Origin of the sequence: Burkholderia reimsis, from assembly GCF_003294055.1 — a bacterium.
GTDB classification, from domain to species: Bacteria; Pseudomonadota; Gammaproteobacteria; order Burkholderiales; family Burkholderiaceae; genus Burkholderia; species Burkholderia cepacia.
Window position 1 is genome coordinate 72,253 of sequence record NZ_QMFZ01000018.1, and the last position, 25,679, is coordinate 97,931.

General features: G+C 67.7%; 24 protein-coding genes. 18 read left to right on the plus strand and 6 right to left on the minus strand.

Annotation, left to right across the window (positions count from 1 at the left end):
* Positions 1 to 57: 57 nt before the first annotated feature.
* The 3 genes from prfB to DPV79_RS21055 form a co-directional block, all read right to left on the minus strand.
* Positions 58 to 1,162, minus strand: a protein-coding gene (prfB, locus tag DPV79_RS21045) for a peptide chain release factor 2 (protein ID WP_099318679.1) whose coding sequence is annotated in 2 segments (ribosomal slippage) — positions 58 to 1,080 and positions 1,082 to 1,162 — 1,104 coding nt in all. Because the reading frame shifts where the segments join, the coding sequence is not laid out codon by codon here.
* Between the two features lie 152 nt (positions 1,163 to 1,314).
* Complete coding sequence (recJ, locus tag DPV79_RS21050) at positions 1,315 to 3,012, minus strand: single-stranded-DNA-specific exonuclease RecJ (RefSeq protein ID WP_021157680.1); 1,698 nt, start codon at positions 3,010 to 3,012, stop codon at positions 1,315 to 1,317.
* Positions 3,013 to 3,029: 17 nt separating this feature from the next.
* Positions 3,030 to 4,094, minus strand: coding sequence for a regulator (locus DPV79_RS21055; protein WP_113046418.1), 1,065 nt, complete (start codon positions 4,092 to 4,094; stop codon positions 3,030 to 3,032).
* 162 nt (positions 4,095 to 4,256) lie between these two features.
* On the opposite strand from DPV79_RS21055, the gene DPV79_RS21060 reads away from it, so the two are divergent.
* The 9 genes from DPV79_RS21060 to ftsB all read left to right on the plus strand — a co-directional run bounded on the left by DPV79_RS21060 (position 4,257) and on the right by ftsB (position 15,145).
* Complete coding sequence (locus tag DPV79_RS21060; protein ID WP_021157682.1) at positions 4,257 to 5,510, plus strand: lipoprotein-releasing ABC transporter permease subunit; 1,254 nt, start codon at positions 4,257 to 4,259, stop codon at positions 5,508 to 5,510.
* Complete coding sequence (gene lolD / locus DPV79_RS21065) at positions 5,503 to 6,261, plus strand: lipoprotein-releasing ABC transporter ATP-binding protein LolD (RefSeq protein WP_021157683.1); 759 nt, start codon at positions 5,503 to 5,505, stop codon at positions 6,259 to 6,261. Before DPV79_RS21060 ends, lolD begins: the two co-directional genes overlap by 8 nt.
* 63 nt (positions 6,262 to 6,324) lie before the next feature.
* Complete coding sequence (locus DPV79_RS21070) at positions 6,325 to 7,113, plus strand: TatD family hydrolase (protein ID WP_048024070.1); 789 nt, start codon at positions 6,325 to 6,327, stop codon at positions 7,111 to 7,113.
* Positions 7,114 to 7,170: 57 nt separating this feature from the next.
* Positions 7,171 to 9,663, plus strand: a complete 2,493-nt coding sequence (locus tag DPV79_RS21075) for a DNA internalization-related competence protein ComEC/Rec2 (RefSeq protein ID WP_113046378.1) — start codon at positions 7,171 to 7,173, stop codon at positions 9,661 to 9,663.
* A 49-nt stretch (positions 9,664 to 9,712) separates the two neighbouring features.
* Complete coding sequence (locus DPV79_RS21080) at positions 9,713 to 10,558, plus strand: alpha/beta fold hydrolase (protein WP_113046379.1); 846 nt, start codon at positions 9,713 to 9,715, stop codon at positions 10,556 to 10,558.
* A gap of 180 nt (positions 10,559 to 10,738) precedes the next feature.
* Positions 10,739 to 12,391 carry a CTP synthase gene (locus DPV79_RS21085; RefSeq protein ID WP_043190306.1) on the plus strand — a complete coding sequence of 551 codons (1,653 nt, stop codon included), beginning with the start codon at positions 10,739 to 10,741 and terminating at the stop codon, positions 12,389 to 12,391.
* Between the two features lie 2 nt (positions 12,392 to 12,393).
* Positions 12,394 to 13,248 (plus strand): 3-deoxy-8-phosphooctulonate synthase, encoded by an 855-nt coding sequence (kdsA, locus tag DPV79_RS21090; RefSeq protein ID WP_059688888.1) that lies wholly within the window; start codon positions 12,394 to 12,396, stop codon positions 13,246 to 13,248.
* Positions 13,249 to 13,354: 106 nt separating this feature from the next.
* Positions 13,355 to 14,638 carry a phosphopyruvate hydratase gene (gene eno, locus DPV79_RS21095; protein ID WP_113046380.1) on the plus strand — a complete coding sequence of 428 codons (1,284 nt, stop codon included), beginning with the start codon at positions 13,355 to 13,357 and terminating at the stop codon, positions 14,636 to 14,638.
* 81 nt (positions 14,639 to 14,719) lie between these two features.
* Positions 14,720 to 15,145, plus strand: a complete 426-nt coding sequence (gene ftsB / locus DPV79_RS21100) for a cell division protein FtsB (RefSeq protein WP_043190303.1) — start codon at positions 14,720 to 14,722, stop codon at positions 15,143 to 15,145.
* Between the two features lie 89 nt (positions 15,146 to 15,234).
* On the opposite strand, the gene DPV79_RS21105 is transcribed toward ftsB, so the two are convergent.
* From DPV79_RS21105 to DPV79_RS21115, 3 genes are all read right to left on the minus strand, one after another.
* Positions 15,235 to 15,609 (minus strand): hypothetical protein, encoded by a 375-nt coding sequence (locus DPV79_RS21105; RefSeq protein ID WP_113046381.1) that lies wholly within the window; start codon positions 15,607 to 15,609, stop codon positions 15,235 to 15,237.
* A 134-nt stretch (positions 15,610 to 15,743) separates the two neighbouring features.
* Entirely contained in the window at positions 15,744 to 16,694 is a 951-nt protein-coding gene (gene hslO, locus DPV79_RS21110; protein WP_113046382.1) for an Hsp33 family molecular chaperone HslO, read from the minus strand.
* Between the two features lie 25 nt (positions 16,695 to 16,719).
* Positions 16,720 to 17,244: a gamma carbonic anhydrase family protein gene (locus DPV79_RS21115; protein ID WP_021157692.1), complete on the minus strand. Its 525-nt coding sequence runs from the start codon at positions 17,242 to 17,244 to the stop codon at positions 16,720 to 16,722.
* A gap of 149 nt (positions 17,245 to 17,393) precedes the next feature.
* Between DPV79_RS21115 and DPV79_RS21120 the strand changes: the two genes are divergently transcribed.
* The 9 genes from DPV79_RS21120 (at position 17,394) to bamC (ending at position 25,679) form a co-directional block, all read left to right on the plus strand.
* Positions 17,394 to 18,251 carry a ferritin-like domain-containing protein gene (locus DPV79_RS21120; RefSeq protein ID WP_113046383.1) on the plus strand — a complete coding sequence of 286 codons (858 nt, stop codon included), beginning with the start codon at positions 17,394 to 17,396 and terminating at the stop codon, positions 18,249 to 18,251.
* A gap of 177 nt (positions 18,252 to 18,428) precedes the next feature.
* Entirely contained in the window at positions 18,429 to 19,319 is an 891-nt protein-coding gene (locus DPV79_RS21125) for an alpha/beta fold hydrolase (RefSeq protein ID WP_059589654.1), read from the plus strand.
* 82 nt (positions 19,320 to 19,401) lie between these two features.
* A complete protein-coding gene (locus DPV79_RS21130; protein ID WP_042973646.1) occupies positions 19,402 to 20,232 on the plus strand; it encodes a 3',5'-nucleoside bisphosphate phosphatase in 831 nt (276 codons plus the stop codon).
* 69 nt (positions 20,233 to 20,301) lie between these two features.
* The gene (locus tag DPV79_RS21135) at positions 20,302 to 20,934 is read left to right on the plus strand and encodes an L-threonylcarbamoyladenylate synthase (protein WP_021157697.1); all 633 of its coding nucleotides are present in this window, start codon (positions 20,302 to 20,304) and stop codon (positions 20,932 to 20,934) included.
* A gap of 49 nt (positions 20,935 to 20,983) precedes the next feature.
* Complete coding sequence (locus DPV79_RS21140; RefSeq protein WP_021157698.1) at positions 20,984 to 21,646, plus strand: site-2 protease family protein; 663 nt, start codon at positions 20,984 to 20,986, stop codon at positions 21,644 to 21,646.
* 8 nt (positions 21,647 to 21,654) lie between these two features.
* On the plus strand, positions 21,655 to 22,857 hold the full coding sequence (locus DPV79_RS21145) for a tryptophan--tRNA ligase (RefSeq protein ID WP_011352534.1): 1,203 nt from the start codon (positions 21,655 to 21,657) through the stop codon (positions 22,855 to 22,857).
* Between the two features lie 8 nt (positions 22,858 to 22,865).
* Positions 22,866 to 23,468, plus strand: coding sequence for a class I SAM-dependent methyltransferase (locus DPV79_RS21150; protein ID WP_113046384.1), 603 nt, complete (start codon positions 22,866 to 22,868; stop codon positions 23,466 to 23,468).
* Between the two features lie 48 nt (positions 23,469 to 23,516).
* On the plus strand, positions 23,517 to 24,422 hold the full coding sequence (gene dapA / locus DPV79_RS21155) for a 4-hydroxy-tetrahydrodipicolinate synthase (RefSeq protein ID WP_021162674.1): 906 nt from the start codon (positions 23,517 to 23,519) through the stop codon (positions 24,420 to 24,422).
* 111 nt (positions 24,423 to 24,533) lie between these two features.
* A complete protein-coding gene (gene bamC, locus DPV79_RS21160; RefSeq protein ID WP_021162673.1) occupies positions 24,534 to 25,679 on the plus strand; it encodes an outer membrane protein assembly factor BamC in 1,146 nt (381 codons plus the stop codon).

The window sequence follows — 25,679 nt, forward strand, 5'->3', positions numbered from 1 at the left end:
CAACGCAAACGGGGGAAGGGCAAGGGGGCGCGGCCTGGCCAGGCCGCGCCGCGGCGCTTACACGCCCTGTTTGAGGCTCGCGCTGATGAAGTCGTCGAGGTCGCCGTCGAGGACGGCTCTCGTGTTGCTCATTTCGACGTTCGTGCGCAGGTCCTTCACGCGGCTCTGGTCGAGCACGTACGAGCGGATCTGATGGCCCCAGCCCACATCGGTCTTGCTCGATTCGAGCTTGTCCTGTTCGGCCTGGCGCTTGCGCATCTCGACTTCGTACAGGCGCGACTTCAGCATTGCCATCGCTTCGGCGCGGTTGCGGTGCTGCGAGCGGTCGTTCTGGCACTGCACGACGATACCGGTCGGCATGTGCGTGATCCGCACCGCGGAGTCGGTCTTGTTGATGTGCTGGCCGCCCGCGCCCGATGCGCGGTACGTGTCGATGCGCAGGTCGGCCGGGTTGATCTCGACTTCGATCGAGTCGTCGATTTCCGGATAGACGAACACCGACGAGAACGACGTGTGGCGGCCGCCCGACGAGTCGAACGGCGACTTGCGCACGAGGCGGTGGATGCCCGTTTCGGTGCGCAGGAAGCCGTATGCGTATTCGCCCGAGACCTTGACCGTCGCGTTCTTGATGCCGGCGACGTCGCCGTCGGACTCTTCGAGCACTTCGGCCTTGAAGCCCTTGCGCTCGCAGTAGCGCAGGTACTGGCGCAGCAGCATCGATGCCCAGTCGCACGCCTCGGTACCGCCGGCGCCGGCCTGGATGTCGATGAAGCAGTTGTTCGGGTCGGCCGGGTTCGAGAACATCCGGCGGAACTCGATGTCGCCGACGCGCGCCTCGAGCTTCGCGGCGTCTTCTTCCGACGCGATGAGGGTGTCTTCGTCGCCTTCCTCGCGGGCCAGCTCGAACAGGTCGAGCGCGTCGCGCAGGTCGCCATCAAGCGCGGTGAGCGTCGTGACGACGCCTTCGAGCAGCTTCTTCTCGCGACCGAGCGCCTGGGCGTTCTTCGAATCGTTCCAGACGTTCGGGTCTTCGAGTTCCTTGTTGACTTCGGTCAGACGCGCAGCTTTGGCGTCGTAGTCAAAGATACCCCCGGAGCTCGCCCGCGCGATTGCGCAGGTCGAGCAGGGAGCTTTCGATCGCGTTGAGACGTTCCGCTTCCATGATCGCTCGCTATTCTTGCTTCGTAAAAAAGCGGAATTATAGCCGATCGGCAGGGTTGCCCGGTGACGCAAACGGTGCTCGCACGCGTACCGCGGCCCCGTCCGGCGCGGCGCGCATGCATCGGCGGGCGTCGCGGGCCGGGCGGCCCGCGCTCAGCCGGCCGCGTGTTCGACGATCAGCTGGACGCGCGTGACGCCGTTCCACGTGTCGGCGACGAGCCGGTACGCGACCAGCGCGCTTTCCGGCAGGGGCTCCGTGTGGTTGAACCAGATCGCGTTGAAGCGCTGGCGGCCGCGTGCCAGCTGCAGTTTCAGGTGCTTTTCCTTCACGAGCGACTGGGACACGACGTCGAATTCGCCCGAGAAAAGCGGGGCCGGAAAACCTTGTCCCCAGACGGCCTCGTCGAGCAGCCCGACGAACTGCGGCGTGAAGTAGGCGTCCTCGAGTTCGCCGTCGGTCTCGATCACGCGGGCGAGCGCGTCGTCGGACAGCCATTCGCGCGCGACCGCCTCGAACGCGGCGGCGAAGCGCGGCACGTTCTCGGTGTCGAGCGTGAGGCCGGCCGCCATCGCGTGGCCGCCGAACGCGACGATCAGGTCCGGTTCGCGTTTCGACACGAGGTCGAGCGCGTCGCGCAGGTGGAAGCCCGGGATCGACCGGCCCGAACCCTTGACCCGCTTGCCTTCGTCGTCCGCGTGCGCAAACGTGAACGACGGGCGGTGGAATTTTTCCTTGAGCCGGCCGGCGACGATGCCGATCACGCCCTGGTGCCACTCGGGGTTGAAGAGGGTGATCGTGCACGCGTCGGCCGGGTCGACGTCGGCGAGATCGGCGAGCGCCTGCTGCTGCATGCCGGCCTCGATCTCGCGGCGCTCGCGGTTCATCACGTCGAGCTGCTGCGCCAGGTCCCAGGCACGGCCGATGTCGTCGGTGATCAGGCACTCGATGCCGAGCGACATGTCGGAGAGCCGCCCGGCGGCGTTCAGGCGCGGGCCGAGGCCGAAACCGAGGTCGAAGCCCGATGCCGTGCGCGCCTCGCGCGCGGCGGCGCGGAACAGCGCGGCGACGCCCGGTTGCATGCGGCCGTTGCGGATGCGCTGCAGCCCCTGCGCGACGAGCACGCGGTTGTTGCCGTCGAGCCGCACGACGTCGGCGACGGTGCCGAGCGCGACGAGGTCGAGCAGGCCGTCGAGGCGCGGCTCGGCTTCCTTGCTTGCAAAGGCGCCGCGGCGGCGCAGCTCGGCGCGCAGCGCGAGCAGCACGTAGAACATCACGCCGACGCCGGCGAGGTGCTTGCTCGGGAACGCGCAGCCCGGCTGGTTCGGGTTGACGATCGCGCGTGCGGCGGGCAGTGCGTCGCCGGGCAGGTGGTGATCGGTCACGAGCACGTCGATGCCGCGTGCGTTCGCGGCCTCGACGCCCGCGACGCTCGCGATCCCGTTGTCGACGGTGATCAGCAGGTCGGGCTTGCGCGCGGCGGCGAGTTCGACGATCTCGGGCGTGAGGCCGTAGCCGTATTCGAAGCGGTTCGGCACCAGGTAGTCGATCTGCGCGCCGAACATCCGCAGGCCGCGCACCGCGACCGCGCAAGCGGTCGCGCCGTCGCAGTCGTAGTCGGCGACGACGAGCAGGCGCCGCTTGTCGGCGATCGCGTCGGCGAGCAGCGACGCCGCGTCGGCGCAGCCTTTCAGCTCGGTGGGCGGGACGAGCCGCGCGAGCGCGGTCTCGATGTCGGCGGGGGACTGCACGCCGCGCGACGCGTACAGGCGCGCGAGCACGGGATGCAGGCCGTGGCGCGCGAGCGCTTCGGCGTCGGCGGGCGCGACGGGGCGGGTAACGATCCGGGTCATACGGGGTGTGCTTGTTGTTATTCGAACAGGGAGGCCAGCGCGCGGCGGCGCCAGAACTTGCGCAGGTCTGAGCGCGTCGCACGCAGCGTCACGGAACTCGTGTCGCCGCACAGCGTGAAATCGACGCCCGCCAGTTCGCCGTTCCGCAGCGCGGCGAGGGCCGGCGCGAACCAGTCGCGCTCGAGCGCGGCGAGTCCGTCGTGCCAGCGCGCCCAGTCCTGCTCGATGAACGGGGTGGTCAGCGCCGGCAGTTCGACGAGCGTCGCGCCGTCGGCAGCGGGCAGTGCGCCGAATGCGGCGGGCACGCCCGAGGCGTCGATCCGCGCGGCACGCGCAAGGCCGAGCGCCGCGGGCGATGCGGACAGCACGCGCGCGAACGGCTGGCCGACCGATTTCAGCGTGCCCTGCGCATGGAACCAGATCGAGTTGACGGCCGGCAACCCGCGCGCTTCGCGCGCTTCGTTGACCGGGTGCTGGAACCAGGCCATCTGCACTTCGTTCTGCAGCTTCATCCACATCCGCGAGCGTTCGCCCGTATGCGCCTCGTGCGGCAGCCAGATTTCGATGTTGCGGCCGCTCGCGCGCAGCGGCGCGGCGCCGGCGAGCCGGGCGAGCTGCTCGCTCGACAGGTACCAGCGTGACGGGTTCGGCGCTTCGAGCCGTACGCCGAGTTCCTCGATCAGCGGCCGGGCGACCGCGAGCAGCGCGGCCGCGTCGCCGTCGTCGAGCGCAAGGGCCGCCGGATCGACGAGCACCAGGTGATCGTGCGCGATTTCGACGTGGACGGGCTCGACGCAGGCCCAGGCCCGGGTGCCCGGATCGCCGCCGTCCGCCAGCAGCATGTAGGGCGCGAGCGGCGCCTCGTCGGCGGCGTTGCCCTGGGTCGCGCCGAACTGACGGGCCAGCCAGCGCTCGTGCGGCAGCGTGCGCTGGAAGTCCTCGCCGGCCACGCGCTCGACGAGGCTCGCGCGGGCGAGCAACTTTTCGAGCGCGGGGCTGTCCAGCGTGTGCAGGGACGAGGCCGCATCGGCCGCCGACGGCAGCGCGAACGGAACGAGAAAATGGAGGCGTCGGTCGTGCATGATGGTGCGCATTGTATGGCAAACTGCGCGCGTGATCGGGCCGGCTGACGGCCCGTTCGCGTCCGGCGGCCGTTTTTCGACCGTGCCCGGGCCGGTGCCCGCCACCGGGCGGCGGTCCGGCAGCGGGGCGCCTCCCCGCCGTAACCAGCAGAAAGGATTCGCTTGAAACTTCCGTACGAATGGCAGATCGGCTGGCGCTACACGCGCGCCGGCAAACGCACGACCGGTAACGGCTTCATTTCCTTCATCGCGCTCGTGTCGATGCTCGGGATCGCGCTCGGTGTCGCGGCGCTGATCGTCGTGCTGTCGGTGATGAACGGCTTCCAGAAGGAAGTGCGCGACCGCATGCTGTCGGTGCTCGCGCACGTCGAGGTGTTCTCGCCGACGGGCTCGATGCCCGACTGGCAACTGACCGCGCAGGAAGCGCGCCGCAATCCGTCGGTGATCGGCGCGGCGCCGTACGTCGACGCGCAGGCGCTGCTCACGCGCCAGGACGCGGTGAGCGGCGTGATGCTGCGCGGTGTCGAGCCGACGCTCGAGCCGCAGGTGTCGGACATCGGCAAGGACATGAAGGCCGGCCAGCTCGCCGCGCTCGTGCCGGGCCAGTTCGGCATCGTGCTCGGCGATGCGCTTGCCGGCAACCTCGGCGTGACGGTCGGCGACAAGGTGACGCTCGTCGCGCCGGAGGGTTCGATCACGCCGGCCGGCATGATGCCGCGGCTGAAGCAGTTCACGGTCGTCGGCGTGTTCGAGTCCGGGCACTACGAATACGACAGCACGCTCGCGATGATCAACATCCGCGATGCCGAGGCGCTGTTCCGGATGGCCGCGCCGACCGGTGTGCGGCTGCGGCTGAAGGACATGCAGAAGGCGCCGGACGTGGCGGTCGAGCTGTCGCATACGCTGTCGGGCAGCCTGTACATCCGCGACTGGACCCAGCAGAACAAGACGTGGTTCTCGGCCGTGCAGATCGAGAAGCGGATGATGTTCATCATCCTCACGCTGATCATCGCGGTGGCCGCGTTCAACCTCGTGTCGTCGCTCGTGATGACGGTGACCAACAAGCAGGCCGACATCGCGATCCTGCGCACGCTCGGCGCGCAGCCGGGGTCGATCATGAAGATCTTCGTCGTGCAGGGCGTGACGATCGGCTTCGTCGGCACGGCGTCGGGCGTCGCGCTCGGCTGCCTGATCGCATGGAGCATCCCGTGGCTGATCCCGATGATCGAGCACCTGTTCGGTGTGCAGTTCCTGCCGCCGTCCGTGTACTTCATCAGCGAGCTGCCGTCGGAACTCGTCGCGAGCGACGTGATCCGGATCGGGCTGATCGCGTTCGCGCTGTCGGCTGTCGCGACGCTCTACCCGAGCTGGCGCGGCGCGAAGGTGAAGCCGGCGGAGGCCCTTCGCTATGAATGATCGCGCGACCGCATTCGCGGATTCACGACAACACAACAGACAGGATTCGGCAGGTATGCAGGAATACGTGCTTCAGGCGCGCGGGATCACGAAGGCGTTCGTGCAGGGCGGCTTCAACGTGCAGGTGCTCGACAATACCGAGCTGACGGTGCGGCGCGGCGAGAAGCTTGCGGTCGTCGGCGCGTCGGGCTCCGGCAAGAGCACGCTGCTGCACGTGCTGGGCGGGCTCGACGAGCCGAGCGCGGGCGAGGTGTCGCTGCTCGGCAAGCCGTTCACGCAACTCGCCGAGCGCGAGCGCAACGAATTGCGCAACCGTGCGCTCGGTTTCGTCTACCAGTTCCATCACCTGCTGCCCGAGTTCACCGCGCTCGACAACGTCGCGATGCCGCTGCGCATCCGCCGGATGACGACCGAGGCCGCGCGTGCCGAGGCCCAGGCGATGCTCGAGCGCGTCGGTCTCGGGCCGCGGGCGAAGCATCGGCCGGGCGAGCTGTCGGGGGGGGAGCGGCAGCGCGTCGCGATCGCGCGCGCGCTGGTCACGAAGCCTGCGTGCGTGCTCGCCGACGAGCCGACCGGCAACCTCGACGGCACGACGGCCGATACGGTGTTCAACCTGATGCTCGAATTGTCGGAAACGCTCGAAACGAGCTTCGTGATCGTCACGCACGATCCCGATCTCGCCGCGCGCTGCGACCGCATCATGCGGCTGCGCGACGGCGTGCTGCACGAGGAGCCGGCGTTGCCGGTGTAAGTGAACGCCGCTGGCCGGTGCCGGGTTCGTCCCGGCGCGGCGCCAGCGTGCTGGAACATCGCCATGTGGATCGATACGCACTGCCATCTCGATGCCGCCGAGTTCGACGCCGACCGCGATGCGGTCGTACAGGCGGCGCACGCGGCCGGCGTGTCGCGCATCGTGATTCCGAGCGTCGGGCGCGACAACTTCACGACGGTGCGCGAGCTTGCGCAACGCACGCCGGGCGCGGTCTATGCGCTCGGCATCCATCCGATGTACACGCCGCGCGCACGCGACGAGGATCTCGACCTGTTGCGCATGGAAATCGAGGCGAGCCTCGACGATCCGCGCTTCGTCGCGATCGGCGAGATCGGACTCGACTATTTCGTGCCGGGGCTCGACGACGCGCGGCAGCAGTTCTTCTACCAGGGGCAGCTGAAGCTGGCGCGCGAATTCGACCTGCCCGTGCTGTGTCACGTGCGCAAATCGCAGGACCGCGTACTGGCCGGGCTGCGCCGCTTCGGCGTGCGGCGCGGCATCGCGCATGCGTTCAACGGCAGTTTTCAGCAGGCCGAAGCGTATCTCGCGCATGGGCTGCATCTCGGCTTCGGCGGCAACGTGACGTTCACGCGGGCGCTGCAGATCCGCCGGCTCGCGGCGCAGTTGCCGCTCGATGCGATCGTCGTCGAGACGGACGCGCCCGACATCGCGCCCGAATGGGCATACAAATCCCGCAACACGCCCGACCAGGTGCCGCGCATCGGCGACGTGCTCGCGGAACTGCGCGGGATCGACACCGGCGCGCTCTCCCTATGCACTTCGGCTAACGCGCTCGCCGCGCTGCCGCGACTCGCCCTTTCGTCCGCATAATCGTTGCCGGAAGGCGCCGTATTCGCAATGGCGGCGCCGGATCGACGAGGAGGGGCGATGCGCGTGTGGTGGATCGCGTTCGCGCTCGGCGTGGTCGTACTGCAGCGGCAGGCGACGCTGCCGGGTGCGTTCGCATGGACGATCGGTGCGGCCGTGCTCGCGGGCTGCGTGATCCTGGGCGCATGGTGCGTGCGCCGCCGGCGTATGCGCATGACCGTCGCGCTCGGATGGATGCTTTGCGCGCTCGCGGCCTGCGTCGCCGGATTCGGCTACGCGGCCGCGCGGGCCGAATGGCGGCTGGGCGACAGCCTGCCCGTCGAATGGGAAGGGCGCGACATCGTCGTCACCGGTGTGATCCGGGGGCTGCCCGTGGTCGACGACACCGGTGCGCGGCTGCTGTTCGCGGTCGAGTCGAACGATGCGGGGCTGGCCCGTTTCCCGCCGTTGATCCGTCTGTCGTGGCGCGCGTATGACGCGGCCGCGACGCGCGACGCGCTGCCCGATCTGCGCGCCGCGCAGCGCTGGCGTTTCGTCGTGCGCCTGAAGCGCCCGCATGCGGAATCCAATCCCGGCGTGCGCGACAGCGAGGCGGCCTGGCTTGCCGCGGGTATTCGCGCCGTCGGTTACGTCAGCGCGCCCCGGCGGGCGGTATTGCTCGATGCGCGCGCGTCGGGATGGCGTGCATCGATCGATCGGCTGCGCGACGTGCTGCGCTCGCGTATCGGCGAGACGCTTGGCGGCGACGCCGGCCATCGCGGCATCGTCGCCGCGCTCGCGATCGGCGACCAGTCGGGCATCGGCGACGACGACTGGCGTGTGCTGCGCAACACGGGCACGAGCCACCTCGTCGCGATCTCCGGCCTCCATGTCGGGCTCGTCGGCGCGATCGCGGGCGGGCTCGTGTCGATGGTCTGGCGCCGTCTGCGGTGGCGCGCGCGGGCCGCGCCGCTCGTGTTGCCGGCGCCGTACGCGGCCGCGCTCGCCGCCCTGGTGGCCGCGGCCGGTTATGCGGCGCTCGCCGGCTTCAACGTGCCGGCGCAGCGCGCGTGGTGGATGATCGCGGGCGGCGGCATCGCGTATCTGGCCGGACGCAGCGTACCGACGTCGGCGGTGCTGTGCGCGGCGCTCGGCGGCGTCCTGCTCGCCGATCCGTGGGCGGTGCTGTCGGCCGGGTTCTGGTTGTCGTTCGGTGCGGTTGCTGTGATCCTGCTGGCGGTTGCCGGCTGGCGCGCCGCGCGCGAGGCCGATGCGGAAGGCGATGACGGTGACGAAGGCGACGGCCCGGCCGGCTTGTCCAGCCGGTTGCGCGCGTGGGGTGCACGCGCCGGGCGCCGCATCGCCGAGGCCACGCGCGTGCAGTACGCGGTGACGATCGGCCTCGCGCCGCTGACGGCCGCCTGGTTTGCGCAGATATCGCTGTCGGGCCCGTTCGGCAATGCGTTCGCGATTCCCTGGGTCAGCTCGGTCGTGACGCCGGTCGTGCTGGCCGGCATCGCGCTGCCGGCGCCGTTCGACGCCTATGCGTTCCGGCTTGCGCACGCGGCGCTCGAACCGATGATGACGTTATTGGGATACCTCGCCGACTGGCCGGCCGGCGTGTTCTGGTTGCGCATGCCCGACTGGCCGGTGCTGGCGCTGGCCTGCGTGGGCGTCGCATGGGCGCTGATGCCGCGCGGCTGGCCGCTGCGCTGGGCTGCGCCGCTCACGTGGCTGCCGCTCGTCGCGCCGGCAGCCGATGCGCCGCCGCCGGGCGGTTTCCGGCTGACCGTGCTCGACGTCGGGCAGGGCGCGTCGGTGCTGGTGGAGACCGCCCGACGGACCTTGCTGTTCGACGCGGGACCGGGCGCGGAGTCGACGCATGCCGGTGCGCGGATCGTCGTGCCGGCATTGCGCTCGCGAGGCATCGCGGTGGTCGATTCGCTCGTGCTCAGTCACGCGCACGCCGATCACGCGGGCGGCGCACCGGCCGTCTATGCGGCTGCCGACGTGCGCCAACTGCTGGCGGGCATTCCGCCGACGAGCGGGCTGTGGCGCGATGCGACGGCCGCCGGCGTTGCCGACCGGCTGCCGTGCGCGGCCGGGCAGCGCTGGACCTGGGACGGCGTGGTGTTCACGATGCTCTGGCCATCGGGCGGTCCGGGCGCGGGTTCGTCGAACGGGCAGTCCTGCGTGCTGCGTATCGACGCGGGCGGGACGTCCGCGCTGCTGACGGGCGACATCGAAGCGCCCGTCGAACGCCAACTCGTGGACACTGCGCGCGACACGCTGGCCGCGCAGATCCTGGTCGTTCCGCACCACGGCAGCCGCACGTCGTCGGTCGAGCCTTTCCTCGATTCGGTCGGGCCGCGCGTCGCGGTATTTCCTGTAGGCTATCGCAATCGTTTCGGACATCCGCACCGGGCGGTTCTCGCACGTTACGAGGCGCGCGGGATTCCGCTGCCGCGCACCGATCGCGACGGCGCCGTGCGGTTCGACGTCGCGCCGGCCGACGGCGGGTTTGCCTTCGAGCGTCATCGCGACGTTCGGCGGCGATACTGGATGGATCGGTGATCGCGGCAAGGGCCGCGTCAATTCCGGTCGACAAGGGAGACATCGGCGTTTGAAGGACATCCTCCATTTCTCGCATGCGAACGGCTTTCCGGCGTCGACGTACCGCACGATCTTCGCCGAACTGGCCGACGACTACGAGCTGCGCTACATCGAACGGATCGGCCACGACCGCCGCTACCCGGTGACGCGCGACTGGCCGCATCTCGTCGAGCAACTGCTCGACGACATCGGCAGCCGCTACGAGCGTCCCGTCTGGCTCGTCGGCCATTCGCTCGGCGGCTACCTGTCGCTGATGGCTGCGCTGAAGAAGCCTCAATGGGTGCGCGGCGTCGTGATGATCGATTCGCCGATCATCGCGGGCTGGCGCGCCGGCGCATTGCGTGCGAGCCAGTGGGCGGGGCTCGACGAGCGGTTGTCGCCGGCGGCCGCGACGCGCAACCGGCGCACGCGCTGGGTGAGCCGTGACGAAGTCTGGCGGCACTTTCGTGAGAAACCGGCGTTCGCCCGCTGGGACGAACGGATGCTGGCCGACTACATCGACTACGGAATTCCGCAGGCCGGGGCCGACGGCGAGCGGGCGCTCGCGTTCGACCGGCAGGTCGAATACCTGATCTACCGGACGCTGCCGCACACGCTCGGCCCGAGGCTCGCGCACGGCGCGCCGGTGCCGCTCGGTTTTCTCGCCGGCACGCGTTCGCGCGAGGTGCGCCAGGTCGGGCTCGATGCGACGCGCCGCGCGGCGCGCGGCCGCGTCGAATGGCTGGAAGGCAGCCACCTGTTCCCGATGGAGCGGCCGCTCGAGACTGCCCGTGCATTGCAGCGGATGCTGAATTCGCTGAGGGCGGCCGAGGGCGACGTGTCGCAGGGCGGTGCCCCGCTCGCGAAGCGCGCCTGACCCCGGGCCGGGCGACCGGGCCGCGCCGCCAGTGCATGCGGCTGCGCCGGCCGGTGGGGGGCTTCGCCCCGGCGCCCACGGCTGGTGCGGGGCGGTGCGAAAGGGCGCGATCATCGAGTCAATTGCTGAGAGAAGGGCGGGCTTTACGGTATAATCCGTTTTTCCCGCGAGCATTCAGCGATGACCAAATATGTTTTCGTCACCGGCGGCGTAGTTTCTTCCCTCGGCAAGGGTATTGCCGCCGCCTCCCTCGCCGCGATCCTAGAATCGCGCGGTCTGAAAGTCACCCTCCTCAAACTCGATCCCTACATCAACGTCGACCCCGGCACGATGAGCCCGTTCCAGCACGGCGAAGTGTTCGTGACGGAAGACGGAGCGGAGACCGACCTCGACCTCGGCCACTATGAGCGCTTCATCAGCACGAAGATGCGCAAGGCCAACAACTTCACGACCGGCCAGATCTACGAATCGGTGATCCGCAAGGAGCGCCGCGGCGACTATCTCGGCAAGACCGTGCAGGTGATTCCGCACATCACGAACGAAATCCAGGCGTTCATCGAGCGCGGGGCGGCATCGGCCACCTGCGGCGAGCCGGATGTCGCGATCGTCGAGATCGGCGGCACGGTCGGCGATATCGAATCGCTGCCGTTCCTTGAAGCCGCGCGCCAGATGAGCCTGCGCCTCGGCCGCAACAGCGCGTGCTTCGTGCACCTGACGCTGGTGCCGTACGTCGCGACGGCCGGCGAGCTGAAGACGAAGCCGACCCAGCACAGCGTGCAGAAGCTGCGCGAGATCGGCATCCTGCCGCACGTGCTGCTGTGCCGTGCGGACCGCCGCATTCCGGACGACGAATCGAAGAAGATCTCGATGTTCTCGAACGTGCCGGAAGACGCCGTGATCTCGGTGTGGGACGCCGACAGCATCTACAAGATTCCGCAGATGCTGCACGACCAGGGCCTCGACCGGATCATCTGCGAGGAACTGAAGCTGTCGCCGAAGGACGCCGACCTGAGCATGTGGTCGGAGCTCGTCGAGAAGCTCGAGAACCCGAAGCACGAAGTGACGATCGGCATGGTCGGCAAGTACGTCGACCTGACCGAGTCGTACAAGTCGCTGATCGAGGCGCTGCGCCACGCATCGCTGCATACGTCGACCAAGGTCAACATCGAATACATCGACTCGGAAGAGATCGAGTCGAACGGTGTCGACAGCCTGAAGCACCTCGACGCCGTGCTGGTGCCGGGCGGTTTCGGCCGTCGCGGCACGGAAGGCAAGATCGCGGCGATCCGCTATGCGCGTGAAGCCAAGGTGCCGTATCTCGGCATCTGCCTCGGCATGCAGCTCGCGGTGATCGAATTCGCACGCGACGTCGTCGGCCTGAAGCAGGCGAACAGCACGGAATTCGAGCCGGACACGCCGGAACGCGTGGTCGCGCTGATCACCGAATGGTATGACCGCGACGGCAAGGTCGAGACGCGCACCGAGGAATCCGACCTTGGCGGCACGATGCGCCTCGGTTCGCAGCGTTGCCCGATCAAGCCGGGCACGATGGCCGAAGAAATCTATGGCAAGGACGTGAACGAACGCCATCGCCACCGTTATGAAGTCAATAACCGCTTCGTGCCCCAGCTCGAAGCCGGCGGCCTTATCATCAGCGCCCGTACCCCGAGCGAGGATCTGCCGGAAATGATGGAGCTGCCGCGTTCGATGCACCCGTGGTTCGTCGGCGTCCAGTTCCACCCGGAATTCACGTCCACGCCGCGTGACGGTCACCCCCTCTTCAAGTCGTTCGTCGAAGCCGCGCTCGCCAACAAGCAAGCGCGCGGAGTGTAAGCATGAAGCTGTGCGATTTCGAGGTCGGTCTCGACAGGCCTTTCTTCCTGATCGCGGGTACCTGCGTCGTCGAGTCGGAGCAAATGACGATCGACACGGCAGGCCGCCTGAAGGAAATCTGCGCGAAGCTGAACGTTCCGTTCATCTACAAGTCGTCCTACGACAAGGCGAACCGCAGCTCGGGCAAGTCGTTTCGTGGCCTCGGAATGGACGAGGGCCTGCGGATTCTGTCCGAGGTGAAGCGCCAGCTCGGCCTGCCGGTGCTGACCGACGTTCATTCGATCGACGAGATCGAGCAGGTCGCGTCGGTCGTCGACGTGCTGCAGACGCCCGCGTTCCTGTGCCGCCAGACCGATTTCATCCAGGCGTGCGCGCGCTCGGGCAAGCCCGTCAACATCAAGAAGGGCCAGTTCCTCGCGCCGCACGACATGAAGAACGTGATCGACAAGGCGCGCGACGCCGCACGTGAAGCGGGGCTGTCGGAAGACCGCTTCATGGCGTGCGAGCGCGGTGTCTCGTTCGGCTACAACAATCTCGTGTCGGACATGCGTTCGCTCGCGATCATGCGCGAGACGAGCGCCCCGGTCGTGTTCGACGCGACCCACTCGGTGCAGTTGCCGGGCGGGCAGGGCACGAGCTCGGGCGGCCAGCGCGAATTCGTGCCGGTGCTTGCCCGTGCGGCAGTCGCGACGGGCGTTGCGGGCCTCTTCATGGAAACGCACCCGAATCCGGCCGAGGCAAAATCGGACGGCCCGAACGCGGTACCGCTGAACCGGATGAGCGCGCTGCTGGAGACCCTCGTCACGCTCGACCAGGCGGTGAAGCGCCATCCGTTCCTGGAAAACGATTTCAATTAAAGATCGAATGAACCTTGCGACGGCTTCGCGCGTCAGTAGCGAAAGCGGTTCAGGCGCGTGCGCCGTCGCAGTTTGAAGAATCCATCGTCATTCTCAGAGGAAACCCATGAGTGCAATCGTAGATATCATCGGCCGCGAGATTCTGGATTCGCGCGGCAACCCCACCGTCGAATGCGACGTGCTGCTCGAATCGGGCACGATGGGCCGCGCGGCCGTGCCGTCGGGCGCGTCCACCGGCTCGCGTGAAGCGATCGAACTGCGCGACGGCGAAGCCGGCCGCTACAACGGCAAGGGCGTGCTGAAGGCGGTCGAGCACATCAACACCGAAATCTCCGAAGCCATCATGGGCCTCGACGCGTCGGAACAGGCGTTCCTCGACAAGACGCTGCTCGAGCTGGACGGCACCGACAACAAGTCGCGCCTCGGCGCGAACGCGATGCTGGCCGTGTCGATGGCCGTCGCGAAGGCAGCGGCTGAAGAGGCCGGCCTGCCGCTGTACCGCTATTTCGGCGGTTCGGGCGCGATGCAACTGCCGGTGCCGATGATGAACATCGTCAACGGCGGCGCGCATGCGAACAACAGCCTCGACATCCAGGAATTCATGATCGTCCCGGTGAGCCAGCCGACGTTCCGTGAAGCCCTGCGTTGCGGCGCGGAAGTGTTCCACGCACTGAAGAAGATCCTGAGCGACCGCGGCATGAGCACGGCAGTCGGCGACGAAGGCGGCTTCGCGCCGAACTTCGGCAGCAACGACGAGTGCCTGTCGACGATCCTGCAGGCGATCGAGAAGGCCGGCTACTGCGCGGGCGAAGACGTGCTGCTCGCGCTCGACTGCGCGGCATCCGAGTTCTACCACGACGGCAAGTACCAGCTCGCGGGCGAAGGCCTGCAACTGTCGTCGGCCGAATTCACCGACTACCTCGCGACGCTCGCCGACAAGTTCCCGATCGTGTCGATCGAGGACGGCATGCACGAAAGCGACTGGGAAGGCTGGAAGCTGCTGACCGACCGCCTCGGCAAGAAGGTGCAGCTGGTCGGCGACGACCTGTTCGTCACGAACACGCGCATCCTGAAGGAAGGCATCGAGAAGGGCATCGCGAACTCGATCCTCATCAAGATCAACCAGATCGGTACGCTGACCGAAACGTTCGCGGCCATCGAAATGGCGAAGCGCGCAGGCTACACGGCCGTGATCTCGCACCGCTCGGGCGAAACGGAAGATTCGACGATCGCGGATATCGCGGTCGGCCTGAACGCCGGTCAGATCAAGACGGGTTCGCTGTCGCGCAGCGACCGTATCTCGAAGTACAACCAGCTGCTGCGCATCGAGGAAGATCTCGGCGACATCGCGAGCTACCCGGGTAAATCGGCTTTCTATAACCTGCGCTAACGCGCTACTATCGGGTTCGTCATATCGACGCCGCTCTGTGCATGTGCGCGGAGCGGCGCTTCTTATATCTGCGTTTCCTACATGCGGCTTGTCACTGTCGTCCTGATTGCCTTGCTGGCGCTCATTCAGTACCCCCTATGGTGGGGACACGGCGGCTGGCTGCGGGTGCATGAACTGCGTCAGCAGCTCGACGACCAGCTCCAGAAGAATGCGGACGAGAAGCTGCGCAACGAGCGCACTGCCGGCGAAGTGCAGGATCTGCAGAGCGGCACCGCGGCCATCGAGGAGCGCGCGCGCTACGAGATGGGCATGGTGAAGGACGGCGAGGTTTTCGTGCAGTTCGTGTCGCCGAATGCACCGGCCGCGCCGCTGAACAACACGCCGTCGAATACGTCGACGCGCGGCGCCGTGTCCGCGGCGCCGGTGCGCGTCGTGCCGAATCCGCAGTCGATCGCGAAGCCGTCGCGGCATCATGGCGGCGACAAGGGCAAGGCCGCGCATCACTGACCACGATCGTTCGAACCCATTGGAAAAGCGCGGGAAATGCCGCGCTTTTTTATTTCCTGCCGGTAGTCAATCGGCTGGGCGACGGATGCTCACCACCACCATCCCGGGTAGCCGTAGCTGATACCCGTGCCCCAGCGATTGCCCCATCCGCCGTAATACCCGCCGTAGACCGTCACGGGCGGCGGCGAGTAATAGGCCCACGCGCGCGCGGCTGCCTCGGCTGCCATCGCGCTGTTCTGTTCGCGCAGCACCTGCTGGTCGATCTCGTCATAACGCTTGCGTTCGGCGCTCGACAGCGCGGGCGGCTGGCCGCCCGATGCGCCGGGTTCGGGCAGGCGGCTCAGGATCGAGGAAGTCGGCGGCGGCATCGCGCAACCGGCAAGCGCGAGCGTGCAGGCGGCAACGCTCGTCAGGACGACGGTACGAAACGGGAGACGAAACGGGAGACGAAGCGGGCGATTCATGTGTTTCTCCTGCAGCGCGCCGACGACGGGAAGCGGCTTGCACCGAAGTGCGGGACTTCGGCGCGCGAGCCTTGCGTGCGACGCTCGTGCGTCATTATGCGCCCGTGCCCGGACGGCGGGCATCGGGTCGCCGCTCAGTGACGCTGTTCGGTCGCGGGTGCGATGCCCGTCTCGACGCCGGGTGCCGCGAACAGCTGCGCGACGTCGACCGGATCGAATTCATAGCGCTGATTGCAGAACTCGCAATGGATCTCGACGTGGCCACGCTCGACGATCACGCTGTCGACTTCTTCGCGGCCGAGCATGCGCAGCATCGCACCGACCTTCTCGCGCGAGCACGAGCACTGGAAGCGCGTGCCGGCCGGCTCGAAGTGCTGCACGTTTTCCTGCCAGAACAGCCGGCGGAACACGACTTCCGGTTCGACCTCGAGCAGTTCCTTGGCGGACAGCGTGCCGCCGAGCGTGCAGACGCGTTCCCACGTATCGGTATCGGTTTCGGCGTTGCGCGGCACGATGCCGCCGTCGCCCGGCAGCTTCTGCAGCAGCATGCCGACCGCGCGGTCGCGATCGGCCGCGAGCCACAGCCGCGTGTCGAGCTGCTCCGAGTGATGCATGTAGTGCTCGAGCACCTGCGAGACGGATTCGAGCGGACCGTCGACGCCGTTCAGCGGCACGATGCCCTGGTACGGCTGCTGGCCCGGCAGCTTGTCGGCCGGGTCGAGCGTGATCACGCAACGGCCGTGACCGCTCGCATTGACGAGCGATGCGAAGCTCGTGTCGTCGCCGATCGTCTGGGCGGCGTCGCCGGCGAACTTCGCGGTGGCCCGCATCGACAGATCCGAACTGCACTGGACGACCAGCATCTGGACCGGCCCGTCGCCGAAGATCTGCATGATCAGGGTGCCGTTGAATTTCAGGTTCGCGGACAGCAGCGCGCATGCGGCCATCATCTCGCCGAGCACCGTGCGCACGGGGGCCGGGTAGTCGCGGCGGGAGAGCACTTCCTGCCACGTATTGCGCAGCGAAACGATCTCGCCGCGCACGGGCGCCGCATTGAACATGAATTTCTGTAACTGGTCGCTCACTCTTCTTCCTTGAAATCCGTGCGAATCATCCGATTCGCACGAGTTGCTCCTTGAAATGCGCACGCCGCTCGACGTACGTCTTCGCGTTCGTGCGCAGCCGCGCGATGTCTTCCGCCGTCAGCTCGCGCACGACTTTCGCCGGTGCGCCGAGAATCAGCGAATTGTCCGGGAACGTCTTGCCTTCCGTCACGACCGCGCCGGCACCAACCAGACAGTTGCGGCCGATCACCGCTCCATTCAAGACCACCGCCTGAATCCCGACCAGCGATCCTTCGCCGATCGTGCAGCCGTGCAGCATGGCCTGGTGCCCGATCGTCACGTTTTCGGCAATCGTCAGCGGAAAGCCCGGGTCCGTATGCAGTACCGCGCCTTCCTGGACGTTGCTGCCCGCGCCGACGGTAATCGTCTCGTTGTCGCCGCGAATCGTCGCACCGAACCAGACGCTCGCGTTCTCCTCGAGCACGACCTTGCCGATGATGGCCGCCGTATCGGCGACGAATACGCTTTCGTGGATCGTCGGGGCCGTATCGCCCAGCTTGTAGATCGTCACGGAGTCTCCTTGTCTCTTCGATGATGGGCGCCGGTAGAATGGCGCGTCCGGTTTGCCCGGCGCGTTCGCATTGCGCCGCGGAACAATCGCCTATTGTAAACCGTCGCGTGCGTGCGCTCCCGCGATGCGCGCGCAGGGTGTCCCCGTTTATGAGCATGGAGTCTTCTTCTTTCGGCGAGGCGCGTGCCTGCGTGCGCCGCGCCGCGCTTGTCGCACTGCGTGACGCGGAACCCGCGGCCAAGGCCGCCCAGGTGCGTTCGCTACACGATGCGCTGCTGGCCGGGCGGGCGACGATCGCCCCATCGCTCGAATTGCCCGAGCCGGCCGACCTGCCCGGGCGCCCGGCGCGCCCGCCGCTCGTCGAGCCGCGCCAGCTCGAGCGACGCAGCATGCGTTCGCCCGAAGGGCGCGCCGTGCTGCTGCACGCGCTCGCCCATATCGAGTTCAACGCGATCAACCTGGCGCTCGACGCCGTCTGGCGCTTCGCGGGCCTGCCGAACGCGTTCTACTCGGACTGGCTGAAGGTGGCGGCCGAGGAGGCGTACCACTTCACGCTGCTGTCCGAGCGTCTGGCGGCATTCGGGCATGCGTACGGCGATTTTCCCGCGCACAACGGCCTGTGGGAGATGTGCGAGCGAACCAAGGGCGACGTGCTGGCGCGCATGGCGCTCGTGCCGCGTACGCTCGAGGCCCGCGGGCTCGACGCATCGCCGCCGATCCGCGCGCGGCTCGTACAGGCGGGCGACGAGGCGTCGGCCGCAATCCTCGACGTGATCCTGCGCGACGAAATCGGCCACGTCGCGATCGGCAACCGCTGGTTCCGGCATTTGTGCGACGAAGCCGGCCGCGATCCCGTGCCGACCTATCGGCAGCTCGCCGAGCAATACCATGCCCCGCGGCTGCGCGGCCCGTTCAATTTCGACGCACGCCGCGATGCCGGATTCGAGCAGGCCGAACTCGACGAACTGGCCGCGCAGGACGCGGCGGACGGAAGCGCGCCGCGCTGACCCGCTCGGGTTCGGCTGCGTTTCGACCACCGCCGGCTGTTCAGGGCACCCGGCAGATGGCGCACCCCGGTGGCCCGCGCGCGCCGGCACCGCTAGAGCGGCGCCTCGACTGCCGGACGCCGGAAAGAAAGCGCCGCCGCTATAATCGAACGACCATTCTTTTTTTGAGCGGCTGCGATGAGTGCCTCGAGTTCTGTTTCCGATTTCGTCATGGTGCGCGGCGTCCAGCTGCATGTCCGGCGCTGGGGCCGGCCCGATGCGCCGACGCTGTTCATGCTGCATGGCTGGATGGACGTCGCGGCGTCGTTCCAGTTCGTCGTCGACGCGCTCGCGGGCGACTGGCAGGTGATCGCGCCCGATGCGCGTGGCTTCGGGCTGTCAGACTGGCCGGTCGCGCGGCAGGGTGGCGGCCACTACTGGTTCCACGAATACCTGGGCGACCTCGATGCGCTCGTCGACCACTATGCGCCGGCCGGCGAAGTCAACCTGGTCGGGCACAGCATGGGCGCGAACGTCGTGTGCCTGTATGCCGGCGCACGGCCGGAGCGCGTGCGGCGCGTGGTCGATCTCGAGGGGTTCGGGCTCGCGCCCGCGCGGGCCGAGCAGGCGCCGCGCCGGCTGCGCGGCTGGCTCGACGAGTTGCGCGAACCGCCCGCGCTGCGCCCTTATGCGTCACTCGACGACGTGGCGGCGCGCCTGATCAAGACCAATCCGCGGCTCGCCCCGCGCCGTGCCGCGTTCCTCGCCGAGCACTGGTCGAAGCGCGGCGACGACGGCCTCTACCACCTGCTGGCCGACCCCGCTCACAAGATGCCGGGTCCGCTGCTGTACCGGCTCGACGAAGTGATGGCTACCTGGGCGCAGGTGCGTGCGAAGGTGCTGCACGTCGAGGCCGTCAACTCGCCGACGCTCGCACACATCGCCGGCGATATCCCGCTGCCCGAATTCAAGGCGCGTTTCAACGCGTTTCCCGACTGGCGCGAGAAGCTCGTCGAGGATGCCGGCCACATGGTGCATCACGACCAGCCCGAGCAGATCGCGGCGCTGATCGAGGCGTTCTGCGCGTAAGCCATGCGGTGGCAGCGGCGGGGCAGGCGGGCGGCGCATTGCCGCGTTGCAGTAGAATGAAGCCTTACCTGCCATGCCGACAATGAACGCCGATCTCCACTGCCATTCGAATGTTTCCGACGGGTTGCTGTCGCCTGCCGACGTCGCGCGCCGCGCCCATGCGGGCGGCGTGACCCTGTGGGCGCTGACCGACCACGATGAAATCGGCGGCCAGGCGGCGGCGCGCAGCGAGGCGGAAGCGCTCGGCATGCGCTACCTGAGCGGCGTCGAGATTTCGGTCACGTGGGCGTCGCGCACCGTGCACATCGTCGGCCTGAACATCGATCCCGCGAACCCGGCGCTGGTCGACGGCCTGTACCGCACGCGCCACGGCCGCGCGGCGCGCGCAGTGGCGATCGGCGAGCAGCTCGCCACGCTCGGCATTCCCGGCGCGTACGAAGGCGCGCTGAAGTACGTCTCGAATCCGGACCTGATCTCGCGCACGCATTTCGCACGCTTTCTCGTCGAGAACGGCCACGCCGAATCGACGTCCGACGTGTTCGACCGGCTGCTCGGCGACGGCAAGCCCGGTTTCGTCCCGCATCGCTGGGCATCGCTGTCCGACGCGGTCGGCTGGATCCGTACGGCGGGCGGCGAGGCCGTGGTCGCGCATCCGGGCCGCTACCGCTACACGCCGGTCGAATTCGACGCATTCTTCGGTGAATTCATCGATCTGGGCGGCCGCGCGATCGAAGTCATCACGGGCAGTCATACGCCCGACCAGTACCGCGAATACGCGGATGTTGCGCGCCGCTTCGGCTTCGAAGTGTCGCGCGGCTCGGATTTCCATGCGCCGGGCGAGGGCCGCGTCGAGCTCGGCAGCCTGCCGCCGTTGCCGTCCGATCTCACACCGGTCTGGGAACGCTGGCTCTGACGCCGGGCGGCTGACCGCCGCCCGTGCCGCCATCATGCGTTGCCGATTCTTCCCTCTTTACGTACCCCCATGTCCCAGTTCTTCAGGATTCATCCGGATAATCCGCAGCCGCGCCTGATCAAGCAGGCCGTGGAGATCGTCAGCAAGGGCGGCGTGATCGCGATGCCGACCGATTCGAGCTATGCGCTCGCGTGCCATCTCGACGACAAGGACGCGGTCGAGCGGGTGCGCCGGATTCGCGGCCTCGACGAGAAGCAGCACCTGTCGCTGCTCGTGCGCGACCTGTCGGAGCTCGCCAACTTCGCGATGGTCGACAACCGCCAGTACCGCCAGATCAAGTCGGTGACGCCCGGCCCGTACGTGTTCATCCTGCAGGCGACCAAGGAAGTGCCGCGCCGGCTGTCGCATCCGTCGCGCAAGACGATCGGGTTGCGCGTGCCCGATCACGCGATCACGCTCGCGTTGCTGGAGTCGCTCGGCCAGCCGCTGCTCGGCACGACGCTGATCCTGCCGCCGGACGACGAGCCGCTCAACGATCCCGAAGACATTCGCGCGCGGCTCGAGAAACAGGTCGATCTCGTGATCGACGGTGGCGCGTGCCCGCGCGAGCCGTCGACGGTGATCGACCTCACCGGCGACGAACCCGAGCTCGTGCGTGCGGGGCGCGGCGCGCTCGAGCCGTTCGGCCTCTCGGCGCCGTAAGCGCGCCGTTCCATTTTTTGCGCGAGTGCGCTTGTTACAATAACGCGATATGGATGCTTCCCTGATACAGACCATCGCCGTCTACGCGCTGCCCGTGATCTTCGCGATCACGCTGCACGAGGCCGCGCATGGCTACGCCGCCCGCCTGCTCGGCGACAACACCGCCTACATGATGGGGCGCGTATCGTTCAACCCGATGCGCCACATCGATCCGCTCGGCACGATCGCGATCCCGCTCGCGATGTATTTCCTGACGGGCGGCGCGTTCCTGTTCGGCTATGCGAAGCCGGTGCCGGTGTCGTTCGGCAACCTGCGCGATCCGCGCTGGGGCAGCCTGTGGGTATCGCTCGCGGGGCCGGCCTGCAACTTCGTGCAGGCGCTGATCTGGGGCGTGCTGACGCTCGTGCTGCCGGCCGTCGGCATCGACGAGCCGTTCTTCACGCGGATGGCGTTTGCCGGCGTCAGCGCGAACCTCGTGCTGGGCGTGCTGAACCTGTTTCCGCTGCCGCCGCTCGACGGCGGCCGCATCCTGGCGGCGCTGCTGCCCACGAAACAATCGATCGCGCTGTCGCGCATCGAGCCGTACGGTTTCATCATCGTCCTCGTGCTGGTCGCGACGGGCGTGCTGACGAACTTCTGGCTGCGCCCGCTCGTCAACGTCGGCTACGCCGTCCTGAGCGCCATCCTGTCTCCATTCGCCTCGCTTTTCTAACGACAACCATGTTCCCTGAACGTATTTTCTCCGGCATGCGACCCACCGGGTCGCTGCACCTCGGTCATTACCACGGCGTGCTGAAAAACTGGGTGAAGCTGCAGTCCGAGTACCCGTGCTTCTTCTGCGTCGTCGACTGGCATGCGCTGACGACGCACTACGAGACTCCCGAGGTCATCGAGAAGAACGTGTGGGACGTGCTGATCGACTGGCTGGCGTCCGGCATCGATCCGGCCCAGGCGACGCTGTTCATCCAGAGCAAGGTGCCCGAACATGCCGAACTCGCGCTGCTGCTCGGCATGAGCACGCCGCTCGGCTGGCTCGAACGCGTGCCGACCTACAAGGAGCAGATGGAGAAGCTGAAGGACAAGGACCTGTCGACCTACGGCTTCCTCGGCTACCCGGTGCTGATGGCGGCCGACATCCTGCTGTATCGCGGCTCGCTCGTGCCGGTCGGTGAAGACCAGGTGCCGCACGTCGAGATGACGCGCGAGATCGCGCGCCGCTTCAACTACCTGTACGGCCGCGAGCCGGGCTTCGAGGAGAAGGCGCTCGATGCCGCGAAGAAACTCGGCGGCAAGCGCGCGAAGCTCTATCACGAGCTGCGCAATGCATACCAGCAGGAGGGCGACGACGAGGCGCTCGAACAGGCGCGCGCGATGCTGCAGGAATCGCAGAGTCTGTCGATGAGCGACCGCGAGCGCCTGTTCGGCTATCTCGAAGGCGCGCGCAAGATCATCCTCGTCGAGCCGCAGGCGCTCCTCACCGAAGCATCGCGGATGCCGGGTCTCGACGGGCAGAAGATGTCCAAGTCGTACGGCAACACGATCGGGCTGCGTGAAGACGCCGAGACGATCACGAAGAAGGTCCGCACGATGCCGACCGATCCCGCGCGCGTGCGCCGCACCGATCCGGGCGATCCCGACAAGTGCCCGGTGTGGCAGCTGCACCAGGTCTATACGGACGAAGCGACGCACGACTGGGTGCAGAAGGGCTGTCGTTCGGCGGGCATCGGCTGCCTCGATTGCAAGCAGCCGGTCGTCGAAGGCATCCTGCGCGAGCAGCAGCCGATGCTCGAGCGTGCGCAGAAGTACATGGACGACCCGTCGCTGCTGCGCGCGATCGTCGCGGACGGTTGCGACAAGGCACGCAAGTACGCGACGGAAACGATGCGCGACGTGCGCGACGCGATGGGCCTGTCGTACAACTGATCGACCGCATGAGCGCATCCATCATCGCCGCCGCGGGCGGCCACGTCGCCCAGGCCGAACCGTCGCGCTGGGTCGCGCAATGGTCGCGGCTCGTGCCGGCAGGCGGCGCGGTGCTGGATGTCGCCGCGGGCGGCGGCCGCCATGCGCGCTGGTTCGCGTCGCGCGGGCATCCGGTCGTCGCACTCGACCGCGACCCGGTCGCGCTGGCCGCGTTGCGCGCGATTCCGGGCGTCGACGCCCGCGACGCCGATCTCGAAGGCGCGCCGTGGCCATTGCCGGCCGGCAAGCAGTTTTCGGCGGTGATCGTCACCCATTATCTGCATCGTCCGCTCTGGCCCCATCTGCTCGATGCGGTGGCGCCGGGCGGCGTGCTCATCTACGAAACCTTCGCGCAAGGAAACGAATCGGTCGGTAAACCGTCCAACCCCGCGTTCCTGCTCGCCCCGGGCGAGCTGCTGGACGCCGTGCACGGCCGCCTGCGGGTGGTTGCGTACGAGGACGGGTTCGTTGCCGCGCCGCGCGAGGCGTTCGTCCAGCGTCTCTGCGCAGTGCGCGAGGGCGCGACCCCGAAGGCGGGGGCGGGAATTCCACGTTACGAACTGCCCGGCTAATCCGCTACAATCTCAACGTTTACCGGTACATAATCTCAATCGCGTTTCATGGCTAACGGCACCCAAGACGGCATTCAAATCCGCGGCAGCATCCCCGCGATCGTCACCCCGATGCTCGAAGACGGCAGTCTCGACCTGCCGGCGTTTCGCAAACTGATCGACTGGCATATCGCGGAAGGCACCGATGCGCTCGTCGTGGTCGGTACGAGCGGCGAGTCGGCAACGCTCAACGTCGAAGAGCACATCCTGATGATCCGCACGGCGGTCGAGCATGCGGCGAAACGCATCCCGATCATCGCGGGCGCGGGCGGCAACTCGACCGCCGAGGCGATCGAGCTGACGAAGCACGCGAAAGCCGTCGGCGCGGACGCGACGCTGCAGGTCGTGCCGTACTACAACAAGCCGACGCAGGAAGGCATGTACCGTCACTTCAAGACGATCGCCGAAGCGGTCGACCTGCCGGTGATCCTGTACAACGTGCCGGGCCGCACGGTCGCGGACATGGCGAACGAGACGATGCTGCGCCTCGCGGAAGTCCCGGGCATCATCGGCGTGAAGGAAGCGACCGGCAACATCGATCGCGCCGCGCACCTGATCAAGGCTGCACCGAAGCATTTCGCGATCTATAGCGGCGACGATCCGACGGCAATCGCGCTGATGCTGCTCGGCGGCCACGGCAACATCTCGGTCACGGCGAACGTCGCACCGCGCGCGATGAGCGAACTGTGCCGTGCAGCGCTGGCCGGCGACGTCCAGACGGCCCGCGAACTGCACATGAAGCTGCTGTCGCTGCACAAGAACCTGTTCATCGAGGCGAACCCGATTCCGGTGAAGTGGGCGCTGCAGGCGATGGGCAAGATGCAGGGCGGCATCCGGCTGCCGCTCACGGCGCTCGACGAGCGCTGCCACGATGCCGTGCGTTCGGCCCTCGTCGAGGCCGGCGTCCTCGCCTGATGCCGAGGCGGCCGCGTCCTGCGGCCGCCGGCTCGTACCCTGATCAACCCGCACCGGCCGGCTCCGTCCGGCGCCGCTCCTGACGAGCGTTCTAGCAAGACGAAGGATTTCATGAAACGTTTCGCCTTTTCCTCTCGCGCCATCCAGATGTCGGTGGTGGCGCTGGCGCTGGGCGCGCTCGCCGGCTGCGATACGCTGAACGACTATCTGGCCCCCGACCGGGTCAACTACAAGAACACCGGTTCGGCGCCGCCGCTCGCGGTGCCGAGCGACCTGAAGCCGGTACCGACGACGCAGCAGTTCGTCGCGCCGCCGAGCAACGCCGGCCTCGGCACGCTGCCGCCGCGGGCCACGACCCAGGCCGGCAACGCGACCGACGGCATCCCGAGCGCGCAGGATCCGTTCGGCATGCACATCGAGCGCGACGGCGACCGCCGCTGGCTCGTCGTCGACGGCCGGACGCCCGAGCAGCTGTGGCCGATCCTGAAGGAGTTCTGGCAGGAGAACGGTTTCTCGCTGAAGACCGACGCGCCGTCGACGGGCATCATGGCCACCGACTGGGCCGAAAACCGCGCGAACATTCCCGACGACTGGTTCCGCCGCACGATCGGCAAGGTCATCGATTTCGCTTACTCGTCCGGTACGCGCGACCGCTTCCGTACGCTCGTGAACCGCACGTCGGACGGCAACACCGACATCTCGATCACGCACAGCGCGATGGAAGAAATGATGGTCGGCCCGCAGGGCGGCACGTCGTCGCGCTGGGAGGAGCGTCCGCGCAACCCGGTGCTGGAAGCTGTGTTCCTGTCGAAGTTGATGCAGAAGTTCGGCCTGACCGATGCGCAGGCGAAGCAGCTGCTGACCGATGCACGCCCCGCGACGGCGCCGGCGCAGGTCAGCGACACGAGCAACGGCGCGGCAACGCTGCAGCTGGCCGAGTCGTTCGACCGCGCATGGCTGCGGGTGGGCCTGGCGCTCGACCGGACCAACTTCACGGTCGACAATCGCGACCGCGAGAAGGGCGTGTACACCGTGCGCTATGCAAATTCGATGGAAGAGCTGAAGCGTGACGGCCTGTTCGGCAAGCTGTTCTACGGCGGCCCGGCCGCCGCGAAGCCGGGCAAGGAATTCCTCGTCAACGTGCGTGCGCAAGGCAACGGCGGCACGCAGGTCGCGGTGATCGGCGCAAACGGCCAGGTCGACAACTCGTCGGACGCGCAGCGGATCATTTCGCTGCTCCACGCGCAGCTGAACTGA

What these genes read in the sequence shown, in the direction of transcription:
- recJ (WP_021157680.1), bottom strand. Translation starts at nt 3,012, where the DNA reads ATGACCCGGATCGTTACCCGCCCCGTCGCGCCCGCCGACGCCGAAGCG.
- DPV79_RS21055 (WP_113046418.1), bottom strand. Translation starts at nt 4,094, where the DNA reads ATGCACGACCGACGCCTCCATTTTCTCGTTCCGTTCGCGCTGCCGTCG.
- lolD (WP_021157683.1), top strand. Translation starts at nt 5,503, where the DNA reads ATGAATGATCGCGCGACCGCATTCGCGGATTCACGACAACACAACAGA.
- DPV79_RS21070 (WP_048024070.1), top strand. Translation starts at nt 6,325, where the DNA reads ATGTGGATCGATACGCACTGCCATCTCGATGCCGCCGAGTTCGACGCC.
- DPV79_RS21075 (WP_113046378.1), top strand. Translation starts at nt 7,171, where the DNA reads ATGCGCGTGTGGTGGATCGCGTTCGCGCTCGGCGTGGTCGTACTGCAG.
- DPV79_RS21085 (WP_043190306.1), top strand. Translation starts at nt 10,739, where the DNA reads ATGACCAAATATGTTTTCGTCACCGGCGGCGTAGTTTCTTCCCTCGGC.
- kdsA (WP_059688888.1), top strand. Translation starts at nt 12,394, where the DNA reads ATGAAGCTGTGCGATTTCGAGGTCGGTCTCGACAGGCCTTTCTTCCTG.
- eno (WP_113046380.1), top strand. Translation starts at nt 13,355, where the DNA reads ATGAGTGCAATCGTAGATATCATCGGCCGCGAGATTCTGGATTCGCGC.
- ftsB (WP_043190303.1), top strand. Translation starts at nt 14,720, where the DNA reads ATGCGGCTTGTCACTGTCGTCCTGATTGCCTTGCTGGCGCTCATTCAG.
- DPV79_RS21105 (WP_113046381.1), bottom strand. Translation starts at nt 15,609, where the DNA reads ATGAATCGCCCGCTTCGTCTCCCGTTTCGTCTCCCGTTTCGTACCGTC.
- DPV79_RS21120 (WP_113046383.1), top strand. Translation starts at nt 17,394, where the DNA reads ATGAGCATGGAGTCTTCTTCTTTCGGCGAGGCGCGTGCCTGCGTGCGC.
- DPV79_RS21125 (WP_059589654.1), top strand. Translation starts at nt 18,429, where the DNA reads ATGAGTGCCTCGAGTTCTGTTTCCGATTTCGTCATGGTGCGCGGCGTC.
- DPV79_RS21130 (WP_042973646.1), top strand. Translation starts at nt 19,402, where the DNA reads ATGAACGCCGATCTCCACTGCCATTCGAATGTTTCCGACGGGTTGCTG.
- DPV79_RS21135 (WP_021157697.1), top strand. Translation starts at nt 20,302, where the DNA reads ATGTCCCAGTTCTTCAGGATTCATCCGGATAATCCGCAGCCGCGCCTG.
- DPV79_RS21140 (WP_021157698.1), top strand. Translation starts at nt 20,984, where the DNA reads ATGGATGCTTCCCTGATACAGACCATCGCCGTCTACGCGCTGCCCGTG.
- DPV79_RS21145 (WP_011352534.1), top strand. Translation starts at nt 21,655, where the DNA reads ATGTTCCCTGAACGTATTTTCTCCGGCATGCGACCCACCGGGTCGCTG.
- DPV79_RS21150 (WP_113046384.1), top strand. Translation starts at nt 22,866, where the DNA reads ATGAGCGCATCCATCATCGCCGCCGCGGGCGGCCACGTCGCCCAGGCC.
- dapA (WP_021162674.1), top strand. Translation starts at nt 23,517, where the DNA reads ATGGCTAACGGCACCCAAGACGGCATTCAAATCCGCGGCAGCATCCCC.
- bamC (WP_021162673.1), top strand. Translation starts at nt 24,534, where the DNA reads ATGAAACGTTTCGCCTTTTCCTCTCGCGCCATCCAGATGTCGGTGGTG.